The following is a 26809-nucleotide window of genomic DNA, read 5'->3' on the forward strand; positions in this document are numbered from 1 at the left end:
CGCACGATATCATGATACACCCATCGTTCACGCTACCCGCGCAAGTGGGGCTCGACCGCTTCGTCGAGCCGTTTGCGAACTTCATTCGAGACCTCATCGGTCTGGAACCGATTTTGGCACAGTTACTCGTCTTCGGCCTCCTCCTCGGGGGCGTCTACGCGCTGACCGCCCTCGGTTTGACGATGATCTTCGGCGTCATGGACATCATCAACTTCGCCCACGGCGTCTTCCTCGTCGTCGGGATGTACGTCGTCTGGTTGACGACGCAGACGCTCGGCATCAACCCGTTTCTCGGGCTGCCGATCGCCCTCGTTGCCCTGTTCGTCCTCGGCGTCGCCATCCACGTCGTCGTCATCGAGCCGATAATCGAAGCCCCACAGCAAAACCAGCTCATCGCCACTCTCGGTGTGCTCTTCGTCCTGCAGTCGGCCATCGAGATCGTCTTCACGCCGAACCCGAGAGGGATCCCGCTCGACGTAGGAACGCTCGAGATCGGCGACGTGTTCGTCCCGCTCGGCCAGTTCTACGCGCTCGTGATCGCCGTCGTGGCGATGATCGCCGTCCGTGCGTTCCTCCAGTATACGGACATCGGACGGGCGATCCGTGGGACCGCCGACAACCGTGACGGTGCACGATACGTCGGCATCGACGTCTCCCGGATCAACTACCTCACCTTCGGCATCGGGGCCGCGCTCGCGGGTCTCGCCGGCGGGTCGATCGCGCTGTTCCAGCGCTTCGACCCGTTCACCGGCGAGACGTTCCTCATCAACGCGTTCATCATCGTCATTCTCGGCGGGTTGGGCTCGTTCGCGGGCGCGTTCGTCGGTGGCCTGTTCATCGGTCTCGTCGAGGTGTTCGGTTCGTACTACCTTCCCGGGACGACCGCGCAGGTGTTGATCTTCCTGTTGTTCATCGGCACGCTCCTCCTGCGACCGGAGGGACTGTTCGGAGGGTCGTCGTGAGCGCCCTCGACCGGTTTCGGAACGGGTATGCCGATTTCTCCGAGCGGCGGTACGCCCCGCTGGTGAAGGCGATCGTCGGTTTCGGCTTCCTCGCCGTCGTGCCGTATCTGATCGAGATCGACGTCATGGGGATGGAGCTGGCGGCGACGTTCAGCCTGCAGATCCTCATCCTCACGCTGGTGTTCGCGTACACGGGTCAGGCATGGAACATCATGTCGGGCTACACCGGCCAGTTCTCGTTCGGTCACGCCGCGTTCTTCGGGATCGGTGCGTACACGACGCAGGCGCTCGCCGTCGACATGGCGGTCAACCCGTGGGTCGGCATGCTGATCGGTGGCGTTCTGGCCGGGCTGTACGGGCTCGTCGTCGGCCACCTCTGTTTCCGGTACAACCTCCGGGGGCACTACTTCGCACTGGCGACGCTCGCGTTCGCCGAACTCCTCCGGTTCGTCGTCGTCAACGTGGGCGAGCTCAACGGGGCGAACGGCTTCTACAAACCGTTCCCCCGCGATTACGGCTCGTCGTTCGGCCTCGCGGCGTTCCAGTTCCAGACCGATCTGCCCTACTACTACCTCATCCTGGGGCTGCTCGTGATCGTCACGACGGTCTCGTGGGCGCTCAAGAACTCCTGGATCGGGCTGTACTTCTTCTCGATTCGGGAGGACGAACGGGCGGCCGCGAGCCTCGGCGTCCCCGGCTACCGCTACAAGATGCTCGGCATCGGCGTGAGCGCCTTCTTCACCGCGTGGGCCGGCACGTTCTGGAGCATGTACTTCAACACGATCCGCCCCGAGACCGTGTTCGCGCTCTTTCTCAACGTCGAACTGCTGTTACCCGCGGTCGTGGGCGGTCCCGGGACGCTGCTCGGGCCCATCGTCGGCTCGTTCATCGTGACGCCGATCAGCGAGATCGCACGGACCACGTTCAGCAACATCAGCGGCCTCGACCGGATCATCTACGGCATCTTCCTGATCGTGATCGTCATCTACAGCCCACGGGGCGTCGTCGAGTGGCCGACCCGCTTGCGCCAGCGCGTGGCTGCGCTTCGAGGCGAGTCGAACCGGGACGAAACGGAACCGGATGCGACCTCGAAAACCGAAACCGACGTCGAAAGCGGATCACAGGAGGGTGACTAATGGCAACCGAATCATCGACACGGACCGACGAACCGACAGCCGATCGTACCGAAGACGTGCTGCTGCAGGCGACCGACGTGACCAAGCGGTTCGACGGACTGGTCGCGCTCGACGACGTCTCGCTCGACGTTCGCCGGGGCGAGATCGTCGGCCTGATCGGGCCGAACGGGGCCGGAAAGACCACGCTGTTCAACTGCATCAGCGGCGTGTTTCCGCCCACGTCGGGCACGATCCACCTCGACGACGAGGAGATAACCGGACGGCCAGCGCACCTGGTCGCGCGAAGTGGGCTCTCCCGGACGTTCCAGATCACGCGGCCGCTCGAGGAACTGACCGTGCTCGAAAACGTGCTGGTCGGCGCACACATCCACCAGCGACGGCGCGACCCCGCCGAAGCGGTCGCACACGAACAGCTCGCGTTCGTCGGTCTGGACGACCGTGCGACCGAGACGGCCGGCGACCTCACGGTGGGCGATCAGAAACGCCTCGAACTCGCCAGAACGCTCGCCACGGAGCCGGCGATCCTCCTCCTCGACGAGATCATGGCCGGCCTGACACCGACGGAGACGCAGGGCATGCTCGAACTGTTCGGCGAGATACGCGAGCGGGGGACGAGCATCCTGCTCATCGAACACGACATGGAGGCGATCATGGGCGTCAGCGACCGGGTGGCGGTGCTCGACAACGGCGCGGCGATCGCGTTCGATTCGCCCGAAGTAGTCGCGAACGACGAGCGCGTCATCGAGGCGTACATCGGCGGCGACGCCGATTTCGATGGAGCGGGGTCGGACGGCGAGTCCACGGCCGCGGGGTCGAACGGAGGTGGGTCACCCGATGCTTGAGATCGACGACCTCTACGCGGGCTACGACGGGATCGAGGTGCTCCACGGCGTCGATCTCCACGTCGATGAAGGCGAGATCGTCGCGCTGGTCGGCTCGAACGGTGCGGGCAAGACGACCACCACGCGGGCGATCTCCGGCATCGTCGAGCCGATGGACGGCTCGATCCGGTATCGCGGCGAGGAGATCGGCGGCGAGGCACCGAACGGGATCGTCGAGCGTGGCATCGTACAGGTCCCCGAGGACCGCGATCTCTTCACGTCCCTGAGCGTTCGCGAGAACCTCCTGCTCGGAGCACAGACCGACACGGCGAAGGAGAGTCGCGAGGAGACCGTCGCGGCGATGTTCGAGCGGTTCCCGCGGCTCGAAGAGCGCGCCGACCAGCACGCCGGGACGATGAGCGGCGGCGAGCAACAGATGTTGACGCTCGCCCGCGCGCTGATGGGTGCACCGGAGCTACTCGTGCTCGACGAGCCTTCGATCGGACTAGCCCCACGGCTCGTCGAGGAGATGTTCGCCACGATCGCCGACGTCCACGACTCGGGACTGACCGTGCTCGTCATCGAACAGAACGTCAAGCAGACTCTCGAACTCGCCGACCGCGGCTACGTAATGGAGAGCGGCCGGATCACGTTCGAGGGGACAGGCGACGAACTCCTCGACGACGACCGGATCGTCGAGGCGTATCTGGGGGTGTGAGAGTGGACGGCTCTCGACCGACCGACGGCTTAACAGGGAGAGCCGAAACGACCGGCGAGGCGAACTCGATCGACGAGACGACACCGACGGGCGACTCCGAGCGCCGTCTGGCGACGTGGGTCGCGGACCTCGCGATCGACGACGTTCCCTCGTCGGTCGTAGACCGTGTCGGCCTCGTCGTCGCCGACACGGTCGGCGCGATCATCGGCGGAGCGAGCGATGGAGCGGTGGCGACGCTCCGTGAGCAATGGACCGAACGAGCTAACGAGAGTGCGACTGCGACCGTTCTGGCTCCCGAAGCACCGCGAACCAGCCGCCACCGGGCGGCGTTCCTGAACGCGACGAGCGGAACGGTATTGGAACTCGATGAAGGCAATCGGTTCGCGGCCGGCCACCCGGCGATCCACGTGCTCCCAGCACTCCTAGCCGATGCCGAGGCGCGCTACGCCGACCGCGAGCGGTTCCTGGTCTCGTTCGTGGCGGGCTACGAGACCGCGGTCAGGGTCGCCGAAGCGGTTCGGCCGCTCGCGGACGGATACCATCCGCACGGAACCTGGGGCGTCGTCGGGGGTGCTGCCAGCGTTGCCCGGTGTCGTGGCTACGACGCACGGACGACACGAACCGCGCTCGCGATCGCCGCGAACTACGCACAGCACACTCGCTTCGACGCCGCAACGGCGGGGGCCACCGTCCGAAACTCGTACGCGGGGATGAGTAATCTCGCGTCGCTCGTCGCGGCCGACCAGGCCCGTGCCGGGTTCACCGGTCTCGACGACGGGATCGCCGCCCATCTCGGGGCAGCCGGTTCGACGGCTATCGCCCGCGACCGGCTCGCCATCGGTCTCGGCGATCGCTGGACGATCCACGAAGGTTACTTCAAGATCCACGCTGCCTGTCGGTACACTCACGCATCGCTGGACGCGCTCGCGACGGCACTCGACGAGTTACCGGCGCGACCGGCCGCAGCGGCGGTCGAACGGATCTCCGTCGAGACCTACGCTGCGGCCGCCGCCCTCGACGAACCCCATCCAGGAAACGCGCTCGCCGCGAAGTTCTCGGTCCCGTTCGCGGTCGCAACCGCCATCGTCACGGGTTCGACCGATGCAGTGGCGATCACCGACGACGCGATCGACGCGGAGACGCTTGCCCTCGCCGAGCGCGTCGCGGTTCGTGTCGACGACGGGATCGATGCACGAGCACCCGACGAACGCGGTGCTCGCGTGACGGTGACGCTCGCCGACGGGACCACGGCCACCGATGCGGTCCGGCAGGCACGCGGCGGCGAGGCGGAGCCGTTCGAGCCGTCGGAGCTGCGGGAGAAGTTCGACTCGCTGGTCGCCCCGGCCATCGGTGCCGGTCGGAGTGGACGGCTCTGGACGGCGGCCCGCGAACCCGTCCCACCCCGCGTACTCTGCGCGCTGGTCCGGGGTGAATGACCGAGTCATGAGCCGTCTTCCCCGCTCGCCGACGACCGGCCTCTCGACGATACTGCGGACAGAACGGAAGCGACACGGCGGAACCGAGCAACCGAACACGATCACGCGAACGATCAGATGGACACTACGACGAGATGACCGACACCACTGACGATGCCGTGCGCGAGTGGGAAGCGCACGTCTACGAGTTCCTCGACGAACCGATTCCCGACGCGATCCGCGCTCACGCCGCGACGACCGTCGGCGACATCCTCTGTGCGGCCGTGGCCGGTTCCGCCGTCCCGGGCGTCGACGCGGTCGAAGCGACCGGCGAGTTCGGCGACGGCCCGGCGACCGTCCTCGGGACGGACCGAACCACGACACCGGAAGCCGCTGCGCTCTGCAACGGGGCGGCGGCGATCGCCCAAGAGACCGACGAGGGTCACGACACCGGTGGTCACGTCGGTGCCGGCATCGTCGCTGGTGGTCTCGCCGCGGCCGAAGCGGCGGACGTCCACGGCTCGACGTTCGTCGACGCCTGCACCCGCTCGTACGAACTCTGCGTGCGGCTTGAGCGCGCGATATTCGCTATGAAAGCGCGCCTCAACGAGGCGACGCCGTGGCTACTCCGCGATCCTCACTCGACGTGGACCGTGGTCGGCCCGGCACTGACGGCCGCACAGTGTTTCGGCGCGACAGCGGACGAACTGCGCGAGACGTTCCGCATCGCGGCGAACCTGGCCGTGCTCTCGATGCACGATCCCTACGATGAGGGGCCGCCCGCCCGGAACTTCACCGCCGGCTTCTCCGCACAGGTCGGCGTGAGCGCCGCTCGAACGGCGCTCGCCGGGTTGACCGGTTCCGAAAGCGCGATCGGTGCCGTCTACGATCCGTTCGACGCGATGCTCCCCGACAGCGAGTTTGCCGATAGCTTCGAGTCGCTCGGCGAGCGATGGGAGATTACCCGGAACTACTTCAAGCCGTACCCCTCCTGTCGATACACCCATCCGCCGCTCGACGCGCTGCGTGCCGCCGTCGAGCGGGACAGGGCGAGCACGGTCGAACCTGCGGGTTCCGGTGGCGAAACACGGCGACGGATAGACCCTGCTGCGATCGAGTCGATCGAGATCGAGACGTTCGCGAACGCGACGGACATGTCGAATCCGACCCCGGAGAGCTTCACCGCGGCGAAGTTCTCGACACCCTACGTTCTCGCACGATACCTTCGGAGTGGTGAACTCGGATTGTCACACTTCACGCCCGATGCGATCGCTGACCCGACGGTTCGCGAACTCGCCGAGCGCGTGCGACTCGTCGGATCGGAGCGCTTCGAGGACGCGTTTCCCGAGAAGTGGGGCGCGGCCGCGACGGTCCGCCTCGCGGACGGCACGGTGCACTCTGGGGAACGGTCGTTCCCCACCGGTGATCATCGGGACCCTATGGACGAAGCGGCGCTTCGAACTCGGCAGCGGGAACTACTGCTGGAAGGATTGTCCGAAACCGAAACGACGGCAGCGCTGGATGCGATCACGACCGTCGACGACCGGCCCGTACGGGAGATCACCGACGCACTGCGATCGGAAACGGCGTGATCGAATCTCCAACAGTGAATATGCGTTCACCACGGGGGAAAACACGGAAAGAATTATCGTGGAGCGGGGGGTACGACGAGTGATGAATCACAGAACAACCGATGGGAAAAAGCGGATCGGTGCTACCGAAACATCGTTCACCATTATCGAATTGCTGCGAGACCATCCCGGCGCGACCATCACGACGCTGGCCGAAGAGACGGGCCGTTCGAAGAGTACCGTCCACAACCACCTCCAGACGCTGCGGGGAATGGGGTACGTCGTGCACGAGGACGGGAGCTACCATCTCGGGTTGGGATTTCTCGATCTCGGCAACGCCGCCAGAGAACGGTGGAATCTCTACGAGATCGCCAAGTCGGAAATGGATGACCTCGTAAGTGCTGTCGGTGAACGTGCCCAGTTGATGGTCGAAGAACAGGGAAAGGGGGTGTACATCTACCAGACCAAGGCCGATGCCGGGATCCAGACGGACTCACATATCGGTGCGACCGTCGCTCTCCACGCCACTGCGGTCGGGAAATCGTATCTTGCCCACCTCCCACCGGAGGAGTTGGAGCCGCTGCAGAAACAAATCGATCTCGACGGGCGAACGGACCGAACGCTCACGGACTGGGAAACGCTCGAAACGGAGTTCGAAACGGTCCGGGAGCAGGGATACGCGTTCAACGATGAGGAACGACTTGTCGGCATGCAGGCAGTCGGTGCGCCGATTTTGAACGACGAGGGTGAAGCACTGGCGGCCATCAGCGTCTCCGGCCCGACGACACGCATGAGTGGCGAGTGGTATCGTCAGGAAGTCCCCGAGATGGTAACGCAGGCGGCCCGAGTCATCAGTATCCGCGCGACCTACTCGTGAATTGACCCTGATCGAGCCGGGATCATCGAACAGCGACGAACGAGGAGCAACCATGGGGGAAGACGCCTATACCGAGCGAACCGTCACGGATTCATCCCGTCACGAACGGTCCGTATTCGTGCGCATCAGCACTATGGCTCACGTTCGAGAGATATAACGGTGATAGCAAGCGATATTCATAACCAAGTTTCGTATGACGGCAGCCTATCGTCATGCCTATTTGCGCTTGAATGATGTTTCACCCGCCCAACTCAATGGACAGAAGCGCATCGATCATCAGTACTTCGCAGAGCTTTCCACCAGACCGTTTCCGAAACCGGGATTTGATCGAGAAACCATTGCGGAGGATAGTTCGGTACTGGGAATACTTCGTCACCGACAGAGCAATCGTTCGGTTCAGATCTCAGTCACGCGTTGGTAGCCCTCGTCGAGCGCGGCGGCGTCCTCGGGCAGGAGTGCGACGACCAGATATTCGGCGTATTCGGCGAAGTAGTCGACGAGCGTGGCGATCCGCTCGGAGTCGACCGCTTCGAGCGAGTCGAGCAGCATCACAGGGACTGTCTCGTGGAGGTCGTGGACGAGATAGCCAGCGAGCGCGAACACGAGCCCCGTGACCTCGCGTTCGCTCTCGGAGAGGTGGTCGATGGTGTCCTCGTAGGCCGTTCCCGACTGCGTGGTGCGAACCACGTGGAGTTCGAAGACGCTTCTATCGACCTTCCGGCGGCCCTCGCGCACTTCGCGCTCGACGCGCTCGATCCAAATGCGTTCGATGTTCGCGTAGTCGAGCAAGTCGAGCACCGTCGCCATGTGGTCGTTGAACGCCTCGACGGCCTTGGTTTCGATGCGTCCGATGCGCGTGCGGAGGTCTTCGAGCTCGGCCTGAACCCTGTCGCGCTGGTCTTCGAGCGTGTCGCGCTCGTCGAGTCGCTCTTCGATGTTGGCAATTTCCTCATCGACGTCCTCGCGGTCGCCTTCGAGCCGGCCGAGTTCGAATTCGAGCTGATTGGCTTCTTTGTGCAGGTCGAGCAGCTCGGAATACTCCTCGTTTTCGCGCTCTTCGACCTCGGATTCCAACGTCTCGATCTCGTCGGTCAGCGCGTTGCGCTCGTCGGCGAGGTCCTCCAGTGTGGCCTTGTGATCGTCGAGTTCGGTCTCGATCTTGTCGAGTCGTCGTTCGAACTGCTCGCGCTCGCGCTGTTTTTCGTTGAGCGTGTCCCGTTCGCTGACGAGGTCGTCCAGTTCCTCGCGGACGGCGTTGACCTCGCCGAGGGTTTCCTGACGGAGGTCGCGCAGGCGGTCGAGCGTGGCCTCGATTCGGTCGGTCTCGACGTCGCTCCCGCAGGTCCAGCACGTGACGGTCTCGTCGGCGACCAACTGGTCGGTGAGTGCGCTGTCGGTCCCTTCTTCGGCGGTATCGTCGAGGCTGTCGAGACGACCGAGTTCCTCGCCGTCGAGCATGTCCTCGTTGAACCCGATGATACTCTGGAGTTCGGAGAGTTCGCCTTCGAGGTCGTCCTCACGGTCGCGGAGCCGCTCGATCTCGGCGTCGAGTTCGCTTCGTTCGCCAGCGGGCGCGTCGGGGAGGTCGTCGTAGTCGGCTTCGAGGTCGGCGCGCTCGTCGTGGAGGGCGTCGATGCTCTCTTCGTGGGTATCGATATCGTAGCGGACGTCTTCGAGATCCGAGCGGGTTCGCCGGAGTTCGTCGAGGGTGTCTTCGAGTGCGGCCTTCTCCTCGCGGGTCTCGTCGACGTCGCGGTCGGCGGCGTCGAGTTCCGTTTCTTTGGCGTCGAGTTCGTCGCGTTTATCGGCGATCCGCGAGTCGAGGCGTTTGCGCTCGGCTTCGAGGTCGGGCAGGTCGGCTTCGAGCGCGTCGAGGTCGTCGAGTCGATCGTCGAGCCGTCGGCGTTCGTCCTCCAGTTCGCTGATTTCTGCCCGGATGGCGTCGGTGTCGATGGGCCGCATGATGAGGTCGCGGAGGTCCTCGCCGCGGGCGACCGCCTGGCGAGCCTCGTTGGATTCGAGCAGGAATGCAAAGAGGTCGGCGACGGTGGCGTCGTCGAGATACGGCTCGCCACCCGCGGTGACGGTGCCGTTCTCTCGCGTGAGTGTGCGCGTGTAGGTGCTGTCGCCGATGGTGAGTTCGACCTCGCCGCGGTCGGCGTCACCCTTGAGCGTGACGCCATCGCTGCCGAGTGCGGCCATCACCGCCTGTAGGAGTGACGTACGATTCGTGGCGTTCCGCCCCGTGAGAGTGGTGACGCCGGCCGAGGCTTCGATATCCGTTCGGTCGATACCGCCGATGTTCTCGACGTGGAGACGGATGGATTCCTGTGCGAGTTCTTCAGTGCTCATCGTCCCGTCTTGAGAACGCATGCACAAAAAGGTGACTGCCGAACGTCGGCGGCGTCGCCGTGGTCGGTCCGACTATGACACTCCGACTTCTGTCATAGTAGATTTCTCGAGGCCGGTTCTGAACACTCGCAGCCCCCCCGCTCGAACAGTTCGGACACTTGATACTGTTTACCACAGTCCTCACAGAGGACGCGCATGTCGACGAGCAGGTTGAACTCGCCCAGCGTGATCCGATCGGTGTTCCGCAGTCGTTCGACTTTGCTCTCGACGATAGTCGTCATGCGGCGCTTGAGCCGCTGGACATTCGTGGTTTCGGTCTCGACCGGATCCACGTCGGGCGACGAGTAGCTCACGTCCCGATAGCCCGTCAGGTAGGTGTGGATGGCCTGCCGTGAGACGAAATCCGCCACGAGCCGGTCGACGTCGATGCCGTGCTGTTCGAGTCGGTTGGTGGCCTGAACGGCCGCCCCGCTGCTCACATCGTTGTCGGTCAAGAGTCGATAGATGTTCGCTGATTCCCCGTCAAGTGTGGTCACCGATGCGTCCCGAAGGGTCTGGGCGAGCAGCTCTCGATTGAAGTACTCCGCGAGCTCGCGCAGACTCATCCGCTCGGTCGTCTCCCCTACCCAGCGCTCGACCAGCTCGTCGCCCAGACCCGTCAAGTTTCGCCGACGGATCACCGCCACGACTTTGCTGTTCGAGTCGGTTTCCGAACCCGCAGTGTCGTCCGATTCGCCCGAATCACTCATCACCGCTGCTAACCCCGCAAGCGTCAAAAGCTCTCCGACGCGTGGCCCGTCGGTCCGTCGGACGGTTACTGCTCGATTTCTTCCATCTAGCGATACAACAGTTTTCATCACTCGAATCGATCACCCACTGGAATCGTCGACCGCCGCTCACGCAAGCCGACCATCGACACCGAACACCCGAACCGATCCGACAGCCCCGCCCGCATACGAACGTCGATTTCACGCTACGAAACGGTCTTGCCGGCCGGCTGCATCGACGATTCGTCGCTACTGACCGATCTGTGTCGCCATTGAGTCTGAGCAGCCCGGATTCGTCCATCTCGTCCGACGGGAACGGTTCCGGGCCTGATGACAGTTCGTACTCTCGAAAGAACAATCGTTTTACGTGCTGAAGCGCACGTTTCGCGTAACGAATTCACACGATGAACGACGAAACAACGGTCAAGACGACGACGAAATCGCTCCGGATCGTCGAACTCCTCCACGAGCGCGGTGGGGCCGGCATCACCGAGATCGCCGATCGGCTGGGGCTGTCGAAGAGCACGGTGTACAAACACCTCCGGACGCTCGAAGCGGAGCGATACGTCTTCAAGGGCAGCGGCGACGTCTACTACGTCGGACTGCGATTCCTGCGTCTCGGGGTCGGTGCCCGGCGGCAGCGACGGATCTACGAGACGGCGAAGCCGGAGATCCAGCGACTGGCCGAGGAATCCGGCGAGATGGCGAACCTGCTGGTCGAAGAGCACGGCCGCGGCATCTTCCTGTACCGGGCCGACAGCAGCCGAGCGGTGAATCTCGACACCCACGCCGGTCGAGAGGTGTATCTCCACACCACCGCGATGGGCAAGGCGATCCTCGCCAACCTCCCCGAGCAGCGGGTCTCGGAAATCATCGACCGCCACGGGCTCCCGGAGATGACCGACCACACCATCACCGACCGGGACGTCCTGTTCGAGGACCTCGACGCGACCGCCGAGCGCGGTTGGGCGGTCGACAGGGAAGAGCGGTTGAACGGTCTCTGCTGTGTCGCGACGGCGATCACGGACCCGGACGGGACACCGCTCGGTGCCATCAGCGTCTCCGGCCCGCGGAGTCGGCTGAAGGACGACAAACTCCTCGACGAACTGCCCGAGATGATCCGCGACATCCAGAACGTCATCGAACTCAACGTCGCCTACGAGTAACGCCACTCCGCTCTCACCGCCGAGACGACCACCCCCTCCGCCCATCGTGTCGGGCGCTCGTCGGAAGACCGTGCAGTCGGCAGCCGCTCTGCAAAAACGAACGTTCGCGACGACGAAACACCATTCGACCGAACGTGGACGACAGTCAGCGCGTTCCGGGATCACCCGCGACGACGACGCGAAGGTCGTTGACGTTGGTGCCCGTCTTGCCGGTGTCGACGACCAATCCCCGCTCGGCGAGATACGGAGTGACGTCGTTGGCCGTCAGCGCCGCTCGTGCCCGGTCGTGGTCCCCGAGTGCGTCATGGTCGGCGATCGCGCCGGCGACGTCGCTCGCACCGTCCGTGCCATCCGTGTCGACGCTGGCGACCACCACGTCCGCCGAATCGCTGGTCAGCGCACCACTGAGAACGAACTCCTGATTGGGGCCACCGGAGCCGTCGCCGTCCAGCGTCACCGTCGTCTCGCCGCCCGAGAGGAAGACTGCGGGGGCTGCGACGGGATTTTCGGTCGCGAGCGCCTCTTCGGCGATGGCGACGTGGGTCTTCGCCGCCTCCCGTGCCTCGCCCTCGACGCGCGACGAGAGGATGATCGGCGTGTAGCCGCGCTCCTCGGCCACGGTCCGTGCGGCCGCCAGCGCGGTGAAGCCGTCGGCGAGCACGTGAACTCGACTTGCCTCGAACACTTCGTCGTCGGGACCGGGCGTTTCGGGCCGGTTGCCGGCGATGCCACCGTCGAGATGCGCTTCGACCGCCGCCGCGGGCGTGATGTCGTATCGGTCGAGCACGGCGAGCGCGTCGGCGTACGTCGATTCGTCGGGGACGGTCGGGCCGCTGGCGATGACGCTCGGGTCGTTGCCGACGACGTCGCTGACGAGGAGACTGTGGACGGTCGCGGGCGCTGCTGCTGCGGCGAGTTGCCCGCCCTTGATAGCCGAGAGGTGTTTCCGCACGGCGTTGATCTCGTGGATCGTCGCGCCGCTCGCGAGCAGATCGTCGGTCAGCGACTGTAGCTCTGCGAGCTCGACGCCATCGACGGGTGCCGGCAACAGTGCGCTGCCGCCCCCGGAAATCAGACAGAGTACGAGTGTGTCCGCGGTCGCGTCGTCGGCCAGCGAGAGCACGCGCCGCGCGCCTTCCTCGCCGGCTTCGTCCGGCGTCGGATGGGAGCCTTTGACGACCGCGATGCAATCGGTCTCCTGTGGGTCGTTCGTGACGACGACGCCGTCGGTGAGTCGCTCTCCCAGTACGTCCTCGATGACGGCCGCCATCTGCGCGGCGGCCTTCCCGCCGCCGACGACCACGACCTCGCTGTACTCGTCGAGGTCGACGGTCGCGTCGTCGACCGTCAGCGTCGTGCCATCCCGTTCGAGCGCCTCGCTCATCACGCGCGTCGGCTGCGTCGCCGCGATACCCGCCTCGATACAGTCGAGTGCAACCTCGTGAGCGGGAGTCTTCGTGAGTTGCTCCCGGTTTCGAATCATGACCCCTGTCCTCCGAACGCGTGCGCTAGCTGGTCCATTCGCCTTTCATGTCGCCAGCGGTCGAAACCCCTGCGACACGCCTCGCTCACGTCGACGTGTCGGACGAACGCTTCGCCGCCGTTGTCGAGTTGGTCCCCACAGAACGGACACCGTTCCGGTCCGCTCCACTGCGGAGACGGAGCGCTTTGGCTGCTGTGCGTCATGCCGTACCGTTCCACCCCCGCCTATAAAAATAGTGGGTGGGCGACCACCGATTCGCTCCGTCGACGAGTGGCAGTTCGGTCGGTGCTCGTCGTCCGATGTGCGAGCGCTCGGCCGACCGAACCGGAAAAACGGTGGTTCGACCCGCTCAGAAGATCGACTTGTCGGTCTCTTTGGCGGTGAGGAATTCGAGGAGAACGGGCGTTCCCTCCTCGGTCTTCTGAACGCCGCGTTCGATCGCGTCGCTGATCTCGTCGGGCTCTTCGATGCGCTCGCCGTAGCCGCCGAGCGACTCGGCGAAGTCGGCGTAGTGACCCGAGAACTCGGTGTCGTAGGAGGCCATCTCGAAGTTGTTGAGCACGACCTCCATGACCGGGATGCCCTCGCGGGCGGCGGTCTCGAAGTCCATGCCGGTCATGCCGATAGCGCCGTCGCCCATGATGTGGACACAGGTTTTGTCCGGGCGGATGAGCTTCGCGCCCATCATGAGACCCAGCCCGTAGCCGAGCTGTGTCGTCTTCCCCCAGCCGACGTACGAGAGCGGCTCCGTGACCTCGAAGAACGGGGCCATGAAGTCGCGTGCGTTGCCGGCGTCGTGGGTCACAATACTACTCTCCTTGTCGAGGGCCTGATCGAACTCGTGGACCACCCTGTAGGGGTTGATCGGCGTCTCGTCGGAGGTGAGTTTCGGCCGCCACTCTTCGAGCCACTCCTCGCGGACCGATTCGATCTCCCGGACGACGTCGTCGCGGCGACCGCGCGACCCGTCGACGCGGCTCTCGACGGCATCGGTGAGCGCTTCGAGTGTCAGTTTCGCGTCGCCGACGAGCGAGTACTCCGAGGACACGTCTTTATCGATGTCGCCCGCGTCGAGCGTCGAGTGGATGACCGTTTTGTCCTCGGGGACGGTGATGCCGTAGGCGGTGTCGGTGAAACTGCAGCCGACGCCGAAGACGACGTCACACTCCTGGAGAAAGTGATGGAGCTGACCCGGCTCGCTCTTGCTGCCGGCACCGATCGAGAGCGGGTGATCCTCCGGGAAGGCGCTCTTGCCGTTGAGACTCGTCGCCACCGGCACTTCGAGTGTCTCCGCGATTTTTTTGAGCGGCTCCCACGCCTTCGCGTAGTGGACGCCCTGCCCCGCGTAGATGATCGGATTTTCCGCTTCGAGCAGCACGTCGGCGACCTCCGCGACGCCGTCAGGGTCGGGTCCCGACCGGTTCGTGCTCGTCGGCGTGTAGTCGAACTCCGAGACCTCCTCGCCGAAGACGTCCTTCGGGACCTCGACGACCGACGGCCGTTGACGACCGTTCCGGGCCGCGTTGAACGCGCGCCGCATCGTGTCGTCGACGGCGTCGGGGTCGGTGAGCTGTTCGCAGGTCTTGCTCACCGGTTGATAGGTGAGAAAGGAGTTGAATCGGGGGTCGACGTCGGTGTCGGCCAGATCGTAGCCCGCCGGAATGGCGACTAGCGGTGCCGACTCCGTGTACGCCTGTGCGACGCCCCCGACGGAATTCTCCGTGCCGGGACCGTGCTGGCAGGCGAAGGCCGCGACGTCCTCGCCCGAGGAGACGCGCCCGATACCGTCGGCCATGTGCAGCGCGGTGCGCTCCTGCCGTGTGATGATGGTGCGGACGCCCGCGTCCTCCGCCGAACCGGTGTCGAACAGGGGATTGCTCGGAAATCCGAAAAGATACTCTACGCCTTCCGCTTTCAGCACTTCCGCGATTGATTCATTAACGTTCATGCTAGTCCTCGGTCCGCTTGCTGGACGTCTACGCAACAAACCGGGGTGTTGATAAGCTTATCGCCTATCCGAGTCGTCACCGGAATGACCACTCGTACCAACAGAGTCAAATGACGCGCTCGCGTTCGCACGACTGTTCGGCCATGACCGACGACACCGACCTGCGACGGCTCTGCATTCACGAATCGGTTGGCAACAAGATCCCCGAAGACGGCTTCGTCGCGGCGTTCGACGACCTCTCGATCCCGGTCGAGCTGGTCGCCGACGGCGAGAGGTACGACGAAAGCGACGCGGTCGCGTCGTTCGAACCTCGTCCCGAGTTCCGCGACGCCGGCTGGGTACACGTCATCCGCGCGGGCTACGACGCCTTCGACACCGACGAGTACGAGGCGACCGGCACGCCCTTGACCAACAGCACGGGAATTCATGGGACGACCGTCGGCGAGATCGCCGTTGGCTACATGCTCTCGCTGGCCCGCATGCTCCACATCTACCGCGACCACCAGAACCACAGCGATTGGTACGAACCTGAGTACGAACGACCGTTCACCGTCGAGAGCGAGCGCCTCTGTGTCATCGGTCTCGGAACGCTCGGGCAGGGCATCAGCGAGCGTGCGGACGCGCTCGGGATGGACGTCGTCGGCGTCCGTCGCTCCGAGAAATCGGTGTCGGGCGTCTCCGAAGTGTACCACCCCGACGACCTCCACGAAGCCATCGCGGACGCCCGCTTCGTCGCGGTCGCCGTCCCGCATACGCCGTCGACGGAGGGGATGATCAGCACCGACGAACTAGAAACGATGCGTGACGACGCCTATCTCGTCAACGTCGCCCGGGGGCCGATCGTCGATCAGGAAGCACTGGTCGACGCGCTCGATTCGGGGATCGTCGCCGGCGCGGGTCTCGACGTCTTCGAGACCGAGCCCCTCCCCGAGGAATCGCCGCTGTGGGACTTCGAGGAGGTCATCGTCTCGCCACACCGCGGGTCGGCGACGAACCGCTACCACCTCGACATCGCCGACCTGGTCGCCGAGAACGTCCGCCGATACCAGGACGGCCAATCCCTGAAGAACCGCGTCGCCTGAACCGACGCCCTCATCGGAACGCGCTATCGCACTTTTTCGAAAAACGTCACACCCGTCCACCGCGTGAGAATCCGCAAACGTCGGTAGTCGGCCGTGGCTCGTCGAAAACCGACCGTCGAAAAATGGAATTTTGGCGCTCTACAGCCGGTCGCCGAGGTCGGAGACGACGTCGACGGTCTTCGCGTCACCGCCGAGGTCGGGCGTGCGCGGTGCGGACTCGTCGGCGAGCTGTGCCGCGACGGCATTGCGGAGGTCCGCTGCGGCGGCGTCCTCGCCGTCGCCGAGGTACTCGAACAGCATTGCGCCGGTGAGAACCGACGCGAGCGGGTTGGCGACGCCCTCCCCGGCGATGTCGGGGGCGCTGCCGTGGACCGGTTCGAACATGTCCGGATAATCGTTCTCCTCGTTGATGTTGCCCGAGGGCGCGAGACCGAGGCTGCCGGTGATGATGGCGGCGATGTCGGTCGTGATGTCGCCGAAGAGGTTCGAGGCGACGACGACATCGAACTCCTCGGGCCGGCGAATCATGTCCATCGAGGACCGGTCGACGAGCAGGCTGTCGACCTCGACCTCCGGAAACTCTCCCGAGACCTCCTCCACGACGTCGTCCCAGAAGACCATCGAGTGGGCCTGTGCGTTCGATTTGGTGATGGAGGTGAGGTGGCCCTCGCGCTCTTCGGCCGCCTCGAAGGCGCTACGGACGATGCGTTCGGTGCCCTGCCGGGTGAACAGGCTCGACTGGACGGCGACCTCGTTGTCGAAACCGTGGTGTTCCCGGCCGCCGACGTTCGCGTACTCGCCCTCGGTGTTCTCGCGGTAGACGACGAGGTCGATGTCGCCGCCCTCGTAGCCCCGAAGCGGGCTTTCGATGCCCTCGAACAACTTGTTCGGGCGCTTGCAGATGTACTGGTCGAAGCCCTTCCGGATCGGGAGGAGAAGCCCGTTGAGCGTCACGTGGTCGGGAACTTCCGGATGGCCGACGGCCCCGAGGAAGATGGAGTCGGCCGACTCGACCCGGTCGAGTCCGTCGTCGGGCATCATCGCACCCTCCTCCAGATAGCGCTCGGTACCCCAGTCGTAGGTCGTCCGTTCGAGCGCGAAGCCGTGTTTTTCCGCGACCGCATCGAACACGTCCATCGCGGCGCTCGTGACTTCGGTACCGATACCGTCGCCCGGGATGACGGCCACGTCGTACGTCTCCATGCACGCCCGTATCGGGTTCGGTTGTAAATAACTGCCGATGTCGTCGATCCACGGCGTCGATGCCGGTGACAGCGGACGGCACCCTCGACTCGCCGCTCACCGATTCGTCGCCAAACGAGAACACGGCGGTGGCTACGGAACGCTCACGAACGCACTCGGCGACGATTGGCGAACTCCTTTTATTCCCACACCGATAGCGTTCACCAGAGTATGACAACGAGAAACACGAAAATCGTCTGCACGCTGGGGCCGGCGACCGTCGAGCAGCGGACCGTCGAACGGCTCATCGAGAGCGGGATGTCGGTCGCACGGCTCAACGCCAGCCACGGCACCACCGAGGACCGCGCCGCGCTCGTCGAGACGGTGCGCGCGGCGGGGGCAGCCGTCGGCCGGTCGGTCGCGGTCATGCTCGACCTGCCCGGCCCGGAGATCCGCACCGCGCCGCTCGACGACCCCATCGAACTCCGGGCCGGCACCGAGATCCGATTTTCGGAGGGCGAGACCGCAACCCCCGAGGCGGTCGGTCTCTCGACGAGTATCGCGGCCGCCGGTCCCGGCGACCGCGTGTTGCTCGACGACGGCCGCATCGAGACGGTCGTCAGCCGTGTCGAGGGCGAAACCGTCGTCACGGAGGTCGAAAGCGGCGGTCGGCTCGGCGGTCGGAAGGGCGTCAACGTGCCCGGCGTCGATCTCGGACTGGAGCCGGTCACCGAGCAGGACCGACAGGAGCTAGCGCTGGCGGCCGACCACGACGTCGATTTCGTCGCGGCGAGTTTCGTCGGGAGCGCCGCGGACGTCTACGCGGTCAACGAGGCGCTCGAAAAACACGGCGCGGACGTGCCCGTCGTCGCCAAGATCGAGCGCGCGGGCGCTGTCGAACGACTGGACGGCATCGTCGAAGCGGCCTACGGCGTGATGGTCGCGCGCGGCGACCTCGGGGTGGAGTGCCCGATGGAGACGGTGCCGCTCGTCCAAAAGCGCATCATCCAGCGGTGTCATGCGGCCGGCGTGCCGGTCATCACGGCCACCGAGATGCTCGATTCGATGACGCACGCGCGCCGGCCGACCCGCGCGGAGGCTTCGGACGTGGCGAACGCGGTGTTCGACGGCACCGACGCGGTGATGCTCTCCGGTGAAACGGCCGTCGGCGACCATCCCGTGCGAGTGGTCGATGCGATGGCAACCATCGTCGGCGCGGTCGAAGCCAGCGACGAGTACGCCGACCGCAACGAACAGGACGTGCCGAAACCCGGGCGCGCCCGGACGGACGTACTGGCTCGCTCGGCGCGCTATCTCGCCCGCGACATCGACGCGGCGGCGATCGTCGCGGCCACCGAATCGGGCTACACGGCGCTCAAAGCGGCCAAATACCGTCCCGACGTGCCGGTGGTCGCCGTGACGCCGTCGAGAGCGGTCTGCCGGCGGCTCGCGCTGTCTGCGGGGGTCGTTCCCCAGTTCGCGCCACTCACCGAGCGCGAGAAGAGCACCGACGTCGTGATACAGAACGCCGTCCAGACGGCCGTCGACGCCGGCATCGTCGACAGCGGCGACAGCGTGGTCGTCCTCGCCGGCCTGATGACCGATCTCGAAGCGGCGAACACGACGAACATGCTCAAGATACACGTGGCCGCCGACATCGTCGCCGCCGGGCGCTCGATCGTCGCGGGCGTCGCCACCGGCCCGCTCTTCCACGCTGAGCACGGTGATCTCACGTCGGTCCCCGACGGCAGCGTGCTGACGCTGCCGACCGATTTCGACGACGAGTTCACCGGCGACCCCTCGGCTCTCGCCGGCATCGTCAGCGGGCACAAGGGCGTCACGGGCTATTCCGCCATCGTCGCCCGCGAACTCGGGATTCCGATGGTCGGCGGCGTGGGTCTCGGCGATCTCCCGAGCGAGGCGACGGTGACCCTCGACGCCGAGCGCGGCGTCGTCTACGAGGGCGATATCACCGATACACGATAGGTGCTCTCGGGTTCGAAATCGACTGCGCTCGCCGGTCGTCGTACCGCTTGCGGAACTACGGAAGAAATTCGTGGGGCGTTCGATTGACTGCTATTTCAGTCGACGCGCGCTTCCTCGCCCGCCAGATCCTCGATGACCTGCATCACACCGGAGTTGTCGTCGTCGCCACGGCCGGTCGTCTCCATCGCCTTGTAGAGTTCGTGGGCGATGCCGGTCTGTGGCATCGGCGCGCCGAAGGCCTCGCCGGCGTCGGTCGCGATGCGGAGGTCCTTGTACTGGTAGGAGGCGAAAAAGCCCGGGTCGAAGTCTCCCTCGATCATCGACGGCGCGCGGTTGTCGAGCGTCCAGCAGCCCGCCGCACCGCCGGAGATGGCCTCGATGACCGCATCGAGGTCCGCGCCGGCCTTCTGAGCGAAGACGAGCGCCTCGCTCACGCCGACCATCTGGGCGGCCACGACGATCTGATTGCAGGCTTTCGTCGTCTGGCCGGCCCCGCTCGGGCCGCAGTGGGTGATCGTCTCGCCCATCGCTTCGAGCAGTTCCTCGTTGGCGTCGAAGACGCCCTCGTCGCCGCCGACCATGATCGAGAGCGTGCCGTCGATGGCTCCCTCCTCGCCACCGCTGATCGGTGCGTCGAGCATGTCCGCACCCGCTTCCTCGATCTCCGTAGCGAGTTCCTCGGTGGCGGTCGGCGAGATCGTCGACATGTCGATGACCGTCATGCCGTCGCTCAGGCCCGCGAGAATGCCGTCGTCGTCGCGGACGATCGACTCGACGACCGGCGAGTCCGGCAGGCAGGTGATGACGACGTCAGTTCGCTCGGCGACTTCCTCGGGGGAGTCGGCCCGCTCGCCACCGTACTCGACGAGTTCGTCGACCGATTCTTGCGAGCGGTTGTGTCCCACGACGTCGTAGCCCGCGTCGATGAGGTTCTTCGACATCGGGAGGCCCATAATACCGAGTCCGACGAAACCGATTGTCTCTGTCATTCCATCACACAACTCGCACTCGGCCAGTAAAAGCCATCGGTTCGTCGTTCGCCGACCATGCTCGACGACGACCGCCGAACGGTGGGCTGGGTCGCAAGCGTTATGTCCGTCTCGCCGGTGGCTCCGCGTATGCCACAGATAGGCCAGTCAGCGCCGGCGTTCAATCTGCAAAACCACGACGGCGAGTCGGTCTCGCTTGCGGAGTTCGAGGGCCAGCGCGTCGTCCTCTACTTCTATCCGAAGGCGGGGACCGAAGGTTGTACCGTCGAGGCGAACGATTTCGGCGATGCGTTCGAGGATTTCGAGCGACGTGACGTGCAGATACTCGGCGTCTCGATGGATCCGGTCGCGGACCTCGCCGATTTCAGGGACGACGAGTCGATTCCGTTCCCGCTATTGAGCGACGAGGACGGCACGGTCGCCGAACAGTACGACGCCGCCGGCGACGGGACCGCGCTCCGGAACACCGTCGTCATCGGGCCGGACGGCGACGTCGAAGCCGTCTACGAGGACGTCTCGCCCGACGGGCACGCCGAGCGGGTGCTCGACGATATCGCCGACCGCGAGGCAGCGTAGAGCACGCGGCCGCCGTTCGTTGGAGTGGGGGTAAGAGTTCAGGACGACATCGTACCCGCAAGCTCGGCGATCGCGCCGGTCAGGACTCGCGTCGCGGACGCACAGCTCTCCCAGCCGGTCCATTCGAGCGGGTTGTGGGAGATGCCGTCGCGCGACGGCGCGAAGATCATCCCCGAGTCGGTGACTTTCGCCACGTGCATCGTGTCGTGGCCGGCCCCCGAGTGGAGTTCCATCGTCGAAACGCCGCTCTCGGCGGCCGCCTCGCTCAGCGCGGTCGTACAGCGGTCGTGCATCGCTATCGGTTCGATGTCGTAGGGCCGCTCGAAGGTGGTGTCGACGCCGCGCTCGGCTTCGAGGCGCGCGAGGCTCGACTCGACCGCGCCGACGACGGCCTCCATCGAGTCGTATTCGACGTCGCGGATATCGATGCCCAGTTCGGCGTGTCCGGGCACCACGTTGACCGCGTTCGGGCTGACATCGAGTTTTCCCACCGTGCCGACGACGGTCTCGCCCTTCTCGGCGACCACGTCCTCGGTCGCACCCTCGACGTCGAGAACCAGTTCGCTCGCCGCCGCGAGGGCGTCCGTCCGGTCGTGCATCGCCGCACAGCCCGCGTGGTTCGCCTCGCCCTGAACCTCGACTTCACAGCGGATCGTGCCGGTGATCGACGTGACGATGCCCACGGGGACGTTCGCGTCTTCGAGTCGGCTGCTCTGCTCGACGTGGACTTCGAGCCACGAGTCCCACGCGCTCGCGTCGAGTCGGCCGGTGCCCCTCGCGCCGATATCGGTCAGGGCGTCGTCGAGGGAGATACCATCATCGTCTTCGAGCGCGAGCGCCTCCTCGACCGACTGCTGGCCGCTCGCCACCGCCGAGCCGAGCACGCCGTTCGAAAAGCGCGTGCCCTCCTCCTCGGTGAAGCAGACGACCTCGACCGGCCGCCCGAGATCGGCGTCGGCCTCCTGGAGCGCACGGACGGCTTCGAGTGCGCCGTAGACCCCCAGTACCCCGTCGAAGATGCCGCCCTCGGGCACCGAATCGAGGTGGCTGCCGGCGGCGACCGCGGCTGCGTCCGGGTCGGCCCCGTCGGGCACCCACCGGCCGACGACGTTCCCGACCGCATCGACTCGGACGTCAAGACCGGCGTCCTCCAATCGCTCGACGAAATACTCGCGCACCCGTCGGTTTGCCTCCGTGCCGGGGAGCACCGTCCGTCCGCGCCCTTCCGCGACCGCTATCGCGCCGTACTCGGCGTTCGTCTCGATGTCGTCGCGAAGCCGGTCGGCGTCGACGCAGCGAGCCGGCTCTTCGATTGTGTTCATCGTTCGCACGTCGGTAGAACGCGACCCGGTTTGAATATACCGGAACGAAGGCGCGAACCACCCTGTCGGGCGAGAACCGACAGCGGAAAAATGGCTTATTAGTTGTGGTTGGTTCTCAATCCGCAGCCGGTGACGGCGACTCCGAGAGGTACTCCGTGGTGCGCTCGTCGAGATCGACCTTCCGGAGCGCGACGTAGGCGACGAAACCGACGGGCAGGCCGATCATCCACGAGAGATCGAGCATCGCGAGGCTGGCGAGCGACCCGACGAGCACGCTCGCGATCGCCGTGACCGAGAAACCCCTGATGAACCAGAACTTCGAGTCGCGGCTCTTGTCGTACAGCGAGGGGATGGAGGTATCTCCGGACCGAAATATCCAGTAATCGGCCAGCAGGACGCCGAGGACCGGCCCCAGCGGGACGGCGTAGGCGTTGATCATGAGGAAGTAGATACCGCCCTCCGCGGAGAACAGCACCCACGGGAAGGTGACGACCGAGAGCACGCTCGCGATGACGAGTCCGCGCTCCCAACTGGTGTCGATGGCGTCCTGGAGGACGTGGACGGTCGGAATGAGGTTCAAGGTCAGGTTCGAGGAGGTCTGGGCCGCGAGGACGAACACCATCACCGCGACGCCGACCGTCGGATTCGGTGCCACGTCCATGATGGCGAACACCGGGTTCTGGGTGTTCGTCGTGATCGACGTGCCGAAGATGATGCCGACAAGCGCCATGTACAACATCGCCGGGGCGACCCCGAGCAGATGGCCGAGGACGTGGTTCCCCGAACCGCGACGCTTTTGGAGGTGACGACTGAGGTCGGCCGCGTTGAGCGCGCCCGTCATCGCCGTGCCGACGTGGGCCGCGACGATGGTGAGGAAGGGCAGCCCCCACGTGCCGCCGTAGCTGAGCGACCCGGAAGAGATGCCCTGTTTCGAGACGACCGTGAACACCGTGTACGCGAGCAGGACGATGATGACGCCGGCGGCGATCGAGTCGAACCACTTTATCGAACTGATGCCACCCCACGCGAGGGCGACGTTCAACAGCAAGAACAGCACGAAGATAGCTGGACGTTGCCGACACCCCACAGCGTCTGGGTGATGCTCTGGATGGCCAGCGCGCCGATCCAGTTGCCGATGCCGAGCCAGATGATCGCCGGCAGCAGGCGCACGAGGTTCGGGATGATCGCCCCACGGGTGCCGAAGGCGGCCCGCGATTGGGCGACGAAGGGGATGCCCTTCTCGTAGCCCCAGCGGCCGTTGAGGACGAAAAAGACCGCCGACGTCACCGCGCCGATGATCATGGCGACCGTGGCCTGCACCACGTTCAGCGGTCCCTGCGGATAGACGGCGAAAAACGCCGTCGCGAACCCCTGTACGATGATGAACGACGCCCACCACACAGGAATGTAATGTGAAAGACTCATCGAACGCTGGTCGTCCGGGATCGGGTCCAGTCCTTCCGAACTCGATTCGGTCATGGTGTGCCCTCGTATGGCATACTATCCCGTACGTCGTGGAGGGGAATTATATAACTTTCGTTGGCTTCTTCGAACGTGAGGTCCACGAACCGTCTCGAATCGCGATTTCGTTCGAACAACTCGATTCGATTCGTTCACGGGACCGGACAGCCAAACGACTATACGTCACTGGATAGAATCGGCGGTCGATGACCGTTGACACAGTGATCGCGAACGGGACCGTCGTGACGAGCGAGCGCACTTTCGAGGGAGCCGTCGCCATCGACGAGGGGACCATCGTGGCCGTCGGTGACGAGGAGACGCTACCGGGGGCCTCCTCCACGATCGACGCGTCGGACCGCCTCGTGATGCCGGGCGTCGTCGACCCGCACGTCCACGTCGACGACCACGTCTCGCTCGATAGTTACGAGTCGGCGACCAGCGCCGCCGCGCTCGGCGGCGTCACCTCAGTAATCGACTTCGGCTGGCAGGCGTACGTCAGCGAGGACAGCGCGTGGGACGAGGAGAGTACCATCCGCGAGGGCGTCGAGCGAAAGCGCGCGAAGGCCGAGAATCCCGTGGTCGACTTCAGCCTTCACGGCGGGTTCTTGCGCGAAGGTGAGGACGCCTTCGAGGAGTTAGCGAGACTCGTCGAGGACGGCATCACCTCGTTCAAAATGTACAGCACCTACGAGTTCGGTCTCTCGAACGGTTACATCCGCCGGGTGTTCGAGAAGTTGGCCGATCTCGACGCCGTCGCGGTCGCCCACACCGAGGATCACAGCGTCTGTGAGTCTTTGACCGAGGAATTTCGGGAGGCAGGGCGCGACGACCCCCGCTGGCTCGCCGAGGCGCGACCGGACTACGCCGAAGCGATGGCCGCCGACGACCTCGCGCGCCTCGCCAGCGAGATCGGTGTCAAATACTACGGGTTCCATACTGCTTCCAGGAAGGCGGCGGACGCGCTCGCGCGCTATCGGCGCGACGGGAGCAACATTCGGGGCGAGGCCTGCGTCCACCATACCACGCTGACGAAGGAGCGCTACGACGAGCTAAGGAATTTGCCGAAGCTCACGCCGCCGTTGCGGACCACAGACGACAACGACGGGCTGTTCGAACACCTCCGCGAGGGTGCGCTGAGCGTCGTCTCGACCGATCACGTCGCCCAGACGCGCGAGCGCAAGGAGACCACCGAGTGGTGGGAAGACCCGTACGGGGCTAACGGGCTCCAGGCGAGCCTCGCGGTGTTCCACGACGAAGCGGTGAACCGGCGCGGCTTCTCGTATCCGTTCCTCGTCCGAACGATGTGTGCGAACCCCGCACGAACGTTCGGGTTCGCCGAGAAGGGAACGCTCGATCCAGGTACTGACGCCGACATCGTCCTGTTCGACCCGAACGAGTCCTACACCATCACGGCCGAAGACAACGCTTCGGTCGCCGACTACTCGATCTACGAGGGTCGTGACGTGACCGGTCGCGTCGAGACGACACTCGTCCGCGGCGAGGTCGTCGCCGACGACGGCAAGATCGTCCAGACCGGTCGCGGCGAGTTCGTCCCGCGCGAGCGGCCCGACTGGAGCGTCTGAGCCGAATAGTATTCTTAGCGAGTCGTCGGTTCGATTTCGAGATCACGAACGCGAGCGTCGGCTACCGGATGGCGGACAGAGGGACCGACGGCTCGGCGTTGCGGTCGAAAAATCTGGTCGGACCCTCGCCGCCCGGTTAGACTTCGCGGATGGTGATGTCTTTCTGTCCGGTTCTGAGCGTTTCCTGTTCCATCTCCCGGAGTTCGTCCCGTGCGGCATTGAGGGTTGCGACGTGGTTGCCCGCCAACTCCCCGGCAGGACTCTTGAAGCACGTCGAGCCACAGGGGACGAGGATCTCCTTTTCGTTGCGGTAGCCCGGATAGAGCAGAATGTCGCCGTAGGACGGATACACCGTGTGGTTCTCGCGGGGGATCTCGGGAAGTTCGATCTCGTCGATGTTGACCCACGTCGCGTGACCGCTCCAGCGGACGTGCATCAGATGTGATTCGAGCGGCAGGAAGTCGCGCATGGCTTCGACCGACTCCGGAGCCTCCTCTTCGAGCAGTTCGGCCGTGTAGACGTCGCCGTCGATGTCGAATTCCAGTTCTCCCATGTCCTCCGACGCAACCGCCCACCTGATAAACGTTGTGGAACCCCCCTCCCACGAACCCCTCGGTCGAAACGATATTCGAGGATGCCCATCGACCTGCCGGTCGGTCCCGCGGTGATACCGAACCTTGAAGTAGGTACCCGAACCACATGATAATTGCAGGATGACTGTCAGAGAACGTCTTCCGACGAACGGCCAGCGAACCGACGACGGGCGGTGCAACTAATCACATGACACAGAGACACGACGAGCGACTCCACGACAGAAAGTTCGTCCGCACCTTCTTCACCTCCCCCACGGCGGTGGAGGGCGAAGAGGATTCGGCGAAGATGATCCGCAGCGCGAGCGGCCTGCGGGGCATGCAGGCCCCCGACGTCTGGGTGCCGGACAACGAGGACGCGACCGCGCCGTCGATGCGCGACGAGGGTGCACGGAACATCGTCGAGGTGGTCTCCGAAAACGGTGCGGAGTTCCCCGGCGAGATCCACCCGCGGGTGGTCTGGCACCGCGACAGTCCCAGTACCCGCCATCAGGGCTTCGAGCGGATGCTGAGGATAGCCGACCCCGAGAAGGGCGCTATCGAGCACTTGGGCGGGTTCGTCATCCCGGAGGTTGGCGGGGTCGACGACTGGAAGAAAGCCGACGAGTTCATCACCATCGTCGAGACCGAGCACGGGTTAGAAGAGGGTTCGATAGCCATGTCGGTGATCATCGAAAGCGGTGCCGCGGAGTTAGCGATGGGCGACCTCCGAGAGGAGATGGGCAAGCCGACCAATAATTTGGAGCGGCAGTCCCGGCGCGAGGATGGCTAAGTGAACCAGACCAAGTACGTGACCACAGTCACCCGCACCAGGAACATTCA

General features: G+C 65.0%; 24 protein-coding genes and 1 pseudogene. 14 read left to right on the forward strand and 11 right to left on the reverse strand.

All coding sequences use genetic code 11. The features are described 5' to 3' along the window. Positions 1 to 11: 11 nt before the first annotated feature. The 7 genes from ACP97_RS16270 to ACP97_RS16300 all read left to right on the forward strand — a co-directional run bounded on the left by ACP97_RS16270 (position 12) and on the right by ACP97_RS16300 (position 7500). A complete protein-coding gene (locus ACP97_RS16270; RefSeq protein ID WP_049998894.1) occupies positions 12 to 962 on the forward strand; it encodes a branched-chain amino acid ABC transporter permease in 951 nt (316 codons plus the stop codon). Further along, complete coding sequence (locus tag ACP97_RS16275; RefSeq protein WP_049998895.1) at positions 959 to 2098, forward strand: branched-chain amino acid ABC transporter permease; 1140 nt, start codon at positions 959 to 961, stop codon at positions 2096 to 2098. Before ACP97_RS16270 ends, ACP97_RS16275 begins: the two co-directional genes overlap by 4 nt. After that, a complete protein-coding gene (locus tag ACP97_RS16280) occupies positions 2098 to 2940 on the forward strand; it encodes an ABC transporter ATP-binding protein (protein ID WP_049998896.1) in 843 nt (280 codons plus the stop codon). Before ACP97_RS16275 ends, ACP97_RS16280 begins: the two co-directional genes overlap by 1 nt. Beyond that, positions 2933 to 3637: an ABC transporter ATP-binding protein gene (locus ACP97_RS16285; protein WP_049998897.1), complete on the forward strand. Its 705-nt coding sequence runs from the start codon at positions 2933 to 2935 to the stop codon at positions 3635 to 3637. Before ACP97_RS16280 ends, ACP97_RS16285 begins: the two co-directional genes overlap by 8 nt. A gap of 68 nt (positions 3638 to 3705) precedes the next feature. Beyond that, on the forward strand, positions 3706 to 5073 hold the full coding sequence (locus ACP97_RS16290; RefSeq protein ID WP_049998916.1) for an MmgE/PrpD family protein: 1368 nt from the start codon (positions 3706 to 3708) through the stop codon (positions 5071 to 5073). A 134-nt stretch (positions 5074 to 5207) separates the two neighbouring features. Further along, complete coding sequence (locus ACP97_RS16295) at positions 5208 to 6644, forward strand: MmgE/PrpD family protein (RefSeq protein WP_049998898.1); 1437 nt, start codon at positions 5208 to 5210, stop codon at positions 6642 to 6644. Positions 6645 to 6726: 82 nt separating this feature from the next. Next, positions 6727 to 7500 carry an IclR family transcriptional regulator gene (locus ACP97_RS16300; protein ID WP_049998899.1) on the forward strand — a complete coding sequence of 258 codons (774 nt, stop codon included), beginning with the start codon at positions 6727 to 6729 and terminating at the stop codon, positions 7498 to 7500. A 396-nt stretch (positions 7501 to 7896) separates the two neighbouring features. On the opposite strand, the gene ACP97_RS16305 is transcribed toward ACP97_RS16300, so the two are convergent. Together ACP97_RS16305 and rdfA are read right to left on the reverse strand one after the other, a co-directional pair. After that, positions 7897 to 9852: an archaea-specific SMC-related protein gene (locus ACP97_RS16305; protein ID WP_049998900.1), complete on the reverse strand. Its 1956-nt coding sequence runs from the start codon at positions 9850 to 9852 to the stop codon at positions 7897 to 7899. A 92-nt stretch (positions 9853 to 9944) separates the two neighbouring features. Further along, on the reverse strand, positions 9945 to 10601 hold the full coding sequence (rdfA, locus tag ACP97_RS16310; RefSeq protein WP_049998901.1) for a rod-determining factor RdfA: 657 nt from the start codon (positions 10599 to 10601) through the stop codon (positions 9945 to 9947). A gap of 422 nt (positions 10602 to 11023) precedes the next feature. Here rdfA and ACP97_RS16315 point away from each other — a divergent pair, with 422 nt between their 5' ends. Further along, the gene (locus ACP97_RS16315) at positions 11024 to 11785 is read left to right on the forward strand and encodes an IclR family transcriptional regulator (protein WP_049998902.1); all 762 of its coding nucleotides are present in this window, start codon (positions 11024 to 11026) and stop codon (positions 11783 to 11785) included. Between the two features lie 145 nt (positions 11786 to 11930). Here ACP97_RS16315 and ACP97_RS16320 read toward each other — a convergent pair whose 3' ends face one another. From ACP97_RS16320 to ACP97_RS16325, 3 genes are all read right to left on the reverse strand, one after another. Next, positions 11931 to 13268 carry a glycerate kinase type-2 family protein gene (locus ACP97_RS16320; protein ID WP_049998903.1) on the reverse strand — a complete coding sequence of 446 codons (1338 nt, stop codon included), beginning with the start codon at positions 13266 to 13268 and terminating at the stop codon, positions 11931 to 11933. Next, positions 13265 to 13471, reverse strand: coding sequence for a DUF7501 family protein (locus ACP97_RS21450; protein ID WP_079977694.1), 207 nt, complete (start codon positions 13469 to 13471; stop codon positions 13265 to 13267). Before ACP97_RS21450 ends, ACP97_RS16320 begins: the two co-directional genes overlap by 4 nt. A 146-nt stretch (positions 13472 to 13617) precedes the next feature. Further along, complete coding sequence (locus ACP97_RS16325; RefSeq protein ID WP_049998904.1) at positions 13618 to 15216, reverse strand: thiamine pyrophosphate-requiring protein; 1599 nt, start codon at positions 15214 to 15216, stop codon at positions 13618 to 13620. 143 nt (positions 15217 to 15359) lie between these two features. Between ACP97_RS16325 and ddh the strand changes: the two genes are divergently transcribed. Further along, positions 15360 to 16298 (forward strand): D-2-hydroxyacid dehydrogenase, encoded by a 939-nt coding sequence (ddh, locus tag ACP97_RS16330; RefSeq protein WP_049998917.1) that lies wholly within the window; start codon positions 15360 to 15362, stop codon positions 16296 to 16298. A gap of 138 nt (positions 16299 to 16436) precedes the next feature. Here the strand turns inward: ddh and ACP97_RS16335 are convergent, their stop codons facing one another. Next, a complete protein-coding gene (locus tag ACP97_RS16335; protein WP_049998905.1) occupies positions 16437 to 17501 on the reverse strand; it encodes an isocitrate/isopropylmalate dehydrogenase family protein in 1065 nt (354 codons plus the stop codon). 37 nt (positions 17502 to 17538) lie between these two features. On the opposite strand from ACP97_RS16335, the gene ACP97_RS20090 reads away from it, so the two are divergent. Continuing rightward, positions 17539 to 17715, forward strand: coding sequence for a hypothetical protein (locus ACP97_RS20090; RefSeq protein ID WP_154020060.1), 177 nt, complete (start codon positions 17539 to 17541; stop codon positions 17713 to 17715). Beyond that, on the forward strand, positions 17712 to 19466 hold the full coding sequence (pyk, locus tag ACP97_RS16340) for a pyruvate kinase (protein ID WP_049998906.1): 1755 nt from the start codon (positions 17712 to 17714) through the stop codon (positions 19464 to 19466). Before ACP97_RS20090 ends, pyk begins: the two co-directional genes overlap by 4 nt. Before the next feature lie 95 nt (positions 19467 to 19561). Here pyk and ACP97_RS16345 read toward each other — a convergent pair whose 3' ends face one another. Further along, a complete protein-coding gene (locus ACP97_RS16345) occupies positions 19562 to 20455 on the reverse strand; it encodes an NAD(P)-dependent oxidoreductase (RefSeq protein WP_049998907.1) in 894 nt (297 codons plus the stop codon). A 129-nt stretch (positions 20456 to 20584) separates the two neighbouring features. Here ACP97_RS16345 and ACP97_RS16350 point away from each other — a divergent pair, with 129 nt between their 5' ends. Further along, on the forward strand, positions 20585 to 21031 hold the full coding sequence (locus tag ACP97_RS16350; RefSeq protein ID WP_049998918.1) for a peroxiredoxin: 447 nt from the start codon (positions 20585 to 20587) through the stop codon (positions 21029 to 21031). Positions 21032 to 21069: 38 nt separating this feature from the next. On the opposite strand, the gene ACP97_RS16355 is transcribed toward ACP97_RS16350, so the two are convergent. The 3 genes from ACP97_RS16355 to ACP97_RS21095 form a co-directional block, all read right to left on the reverse strand. Beyond that, positions 21070 to 22353 carry a M20 family metallo-hydrolase gene (locus ACP97_RS16355; protein WP_049998908.1) on the reverse strand — a complete coding sequence of 428 codons (1284 nt, stop codon included), beginning with the start codon at positions 22351 to 22353 and terminating at the stop codon, positions 21070 to 21072. A 115-nt stretch (positions 22354 to 22468) separates the two neighbouring features. Next, entirely contained in the window at positions 22469 to 23395 is a 927-nt protein-coding gene (locus ACP97_RS16360) for a cytosine permease (RefSeq protein WP_272913461.1), read from the reverse strand. Beyond that, the gene (locus ACP97_RS21095; protein WP_272913462.1) at positions 23392 to 23832 is read right to left on the reverse strand and encodes a cytosine permease; all 441 of its coding nucleotides are present in this window, start codon (positions 23830 to 23832) and stop codon (positions 23392 to 23394) included. The genes ACP97_RS16360 and ACP97_RS21095 overlap by 4 nt, the downstream gene beginning before the upstream one ends. A 188-nt stretch (positions 23833 to 24020) precedes the next feature. On the opposite strand from ACP97_RS21095, the gene ACP97_RS16365 reads away from it, so the two are divergent. Beyond that, positions 24021 to 25397 (forward strand): dihydroorotase, encoded by a 1377-nt coding sequence (locus tag ACP97_RS16365; protein WP_049998909.1) that lies wholly within the window; start codon positions 24021 to 24023, stop codon positions 25395 to 25397. 136 nt (positions 25398 to 25533) lie between these two features. Here the strand turns inward: ACP97_RS16365 and ACP97_RS16370 are convergent, their stop codons facing one another. Next, on the reverse strand, positions 25534 to 25950 hold the full coding sequence (locus tag ACP97_RS16370; RefSeq protein ID WP_049998910.1) for a DUF3830 family protein: 417 nt from the start codon (positions 25948 to 25950) through the stop codon (positions 25534 to 25536). Between the two features lie 227 nt (positions 25951 to 26177). Between ACP97_RS16370 and ACP97_RS16375 the strand changes: the two are divergent. Continuing rightward, a pseudogene (locus ACP97_RS16375) lies at positions 26178 to 26756 on the forward strand (malate synthase); the annotation flags it as partial. Between the last annotated feature and the right edge of the window lie 53 nt (positions 26757 to 26809).

It is taken from the genome of Halococcus sediminicola (assembly GCF_000755245.1).
Classification (GTDB): Archaea; Halobacteriota; Halobacteria; order Halobacteriales; family Halococcaceae; genus Halococcus; species Halococcus sediminicola.

Bases quoted from the DNA above. Each gene is read 5' to 3' on its own strand.
- ACP97_RS16270 (WP_049998894.1), top strand. From the start codon at position 12: ATGATACACCCATCGTTCACGCTACCCGCGCAAGTGGGGCTCGACCGC.
- ACP97_RS16280 (WP_049998896.1), top strand. From the start codon at position 2,098: ATGGCAACCGAATCATCGACACGGACCGACGAACCGACAGCCGATCGT.
- ACP97_RS16285 (WP_049998897.1), top strand. From the start codon at position 2,933: ATGCTTGAGATCGACGACCTCTACGCGGGCTACGACGGGATCGAGGTG.
- ACP97_RS16295 (WP_049998898.1), top strand. From the start codon at position 5,208: ATGACCGACACCACTGACGATGCCGTGCGCGAGTGGGAAGCGCACGTC.
- ACP97_RS16300 (WP_049998899.1), top strand. From the start codon at position 6,727: ATGAATCACAGAACAACCGATGGGAAAAAGCGGATCGGTGCTACCGAA.
- ACP97_RS16305 (WP_049998900.1), bottom strand. From the start codon at position 9,852: ATGAGCACTGAAGAACTCGCACAGGAATCCATCCGTCTCCACGTCGAG.
- rdfA (WP_049998901.1), bottom strand. From the start codon at position 10,601: ATGAGTGATTCGGGCGAATCGGACGACACTGCGGGTTCGGAAACCGAC.
- ACP97_RS16315 (WP_049998902.1), top strand. From the start codon at position 11,024: ATGAACGACGAAACAACGGTCAAGACGACGACGAAATCGCTCCGGATC.
- ACP97_RS16320 (WP_049998903.1), bottom strand. From the start codon at position 13,268: ATGATTCGAAACCGGGAGCAACTCACGAAGACTCCCGCTCACGAGGTT.
- ACP97_RS21450 (WP_079977694.1), bottom strand. From the start codon at position 13,471: ATGACGCACAGCAGCCAAAGCGCTCCGTCTCCGCAGTGGAGCGGACCG.
- ACP97_RS16325 (WP_049998904.1), bottom strand. From the start codon at position 15,216: ATGAACGTTAATGAATCAATCGCGGAAGTGCTGAAAGCGGAAGGCGTA.
- ddh (WP_049998917.1), top strand. From the start codon at position 15,360: ATGACCGACGACACCGACCTGCGACGGCTCTGCATTCACGAATCGGTT.
- ACP97_RS16335 (WP_049998905.1), bottom strand. From the start codon at position 17,501: ATGGAGACGTACGACGTGGCCGTCATCCCGGGCGACGGTATCGGTACC.
- ACP97_RS20090 (WP_154020060.1), top strand. From the start codon at position 17,539: ATGTCGTCGATCCACGGCGTCGATGCCGGTGACAGCGGACGGCACCCT.
- pyk (WP_049998906.1), top strand. From the start codon at position 17,712: ATGACAACGAGAAACACGAAAATCGTCTGCACGCTGGGGCCGGCGACC.
- ACP97_RS16345 (WP_049998907.1), bottom strand. From the start codon at position 20,455: ATGACAGAGACAATCGGTTTCGTCGGACTCGGTATTATGGGCCTCCCG.
- ACP97_RS16350 (WP_049998918.1), top strand. From the start codon at position 20,585: ATGCCACAGATAGGCCAGTCAGCGCCGGCGTTCAATCTGCAAAACCAC.
- ACP97_RS16355 (WP_049998908.1), bottom strand. From the start codon at position 22,353: ATGAACACAATCGAAGAGCCGGCTCGCTGCGTCGACGCCGACCGGCTT.
- ACP97_RS21095 (WP_272913462.1), bottom strand. From the start codon at position 23,832: ATGACCGAATCGAGTTCGGAAGGACTGGACCCGATCCCGGACGACCAG.
- ACP97_RS16365 (WP_049998909.1), top strand. From the start codon at position 24,021: ATGACCGTTGACACAGTGATCGCGAACGGGACCGTCGTGACGAGCGAG.
- ACP97_RS16370 (WP_049998910.1), bottom strand. From the start codon at position 25,950: ATGGGAGAACTGGAATTCGACATCGACGGCGACGTCTACACGGCCGAA.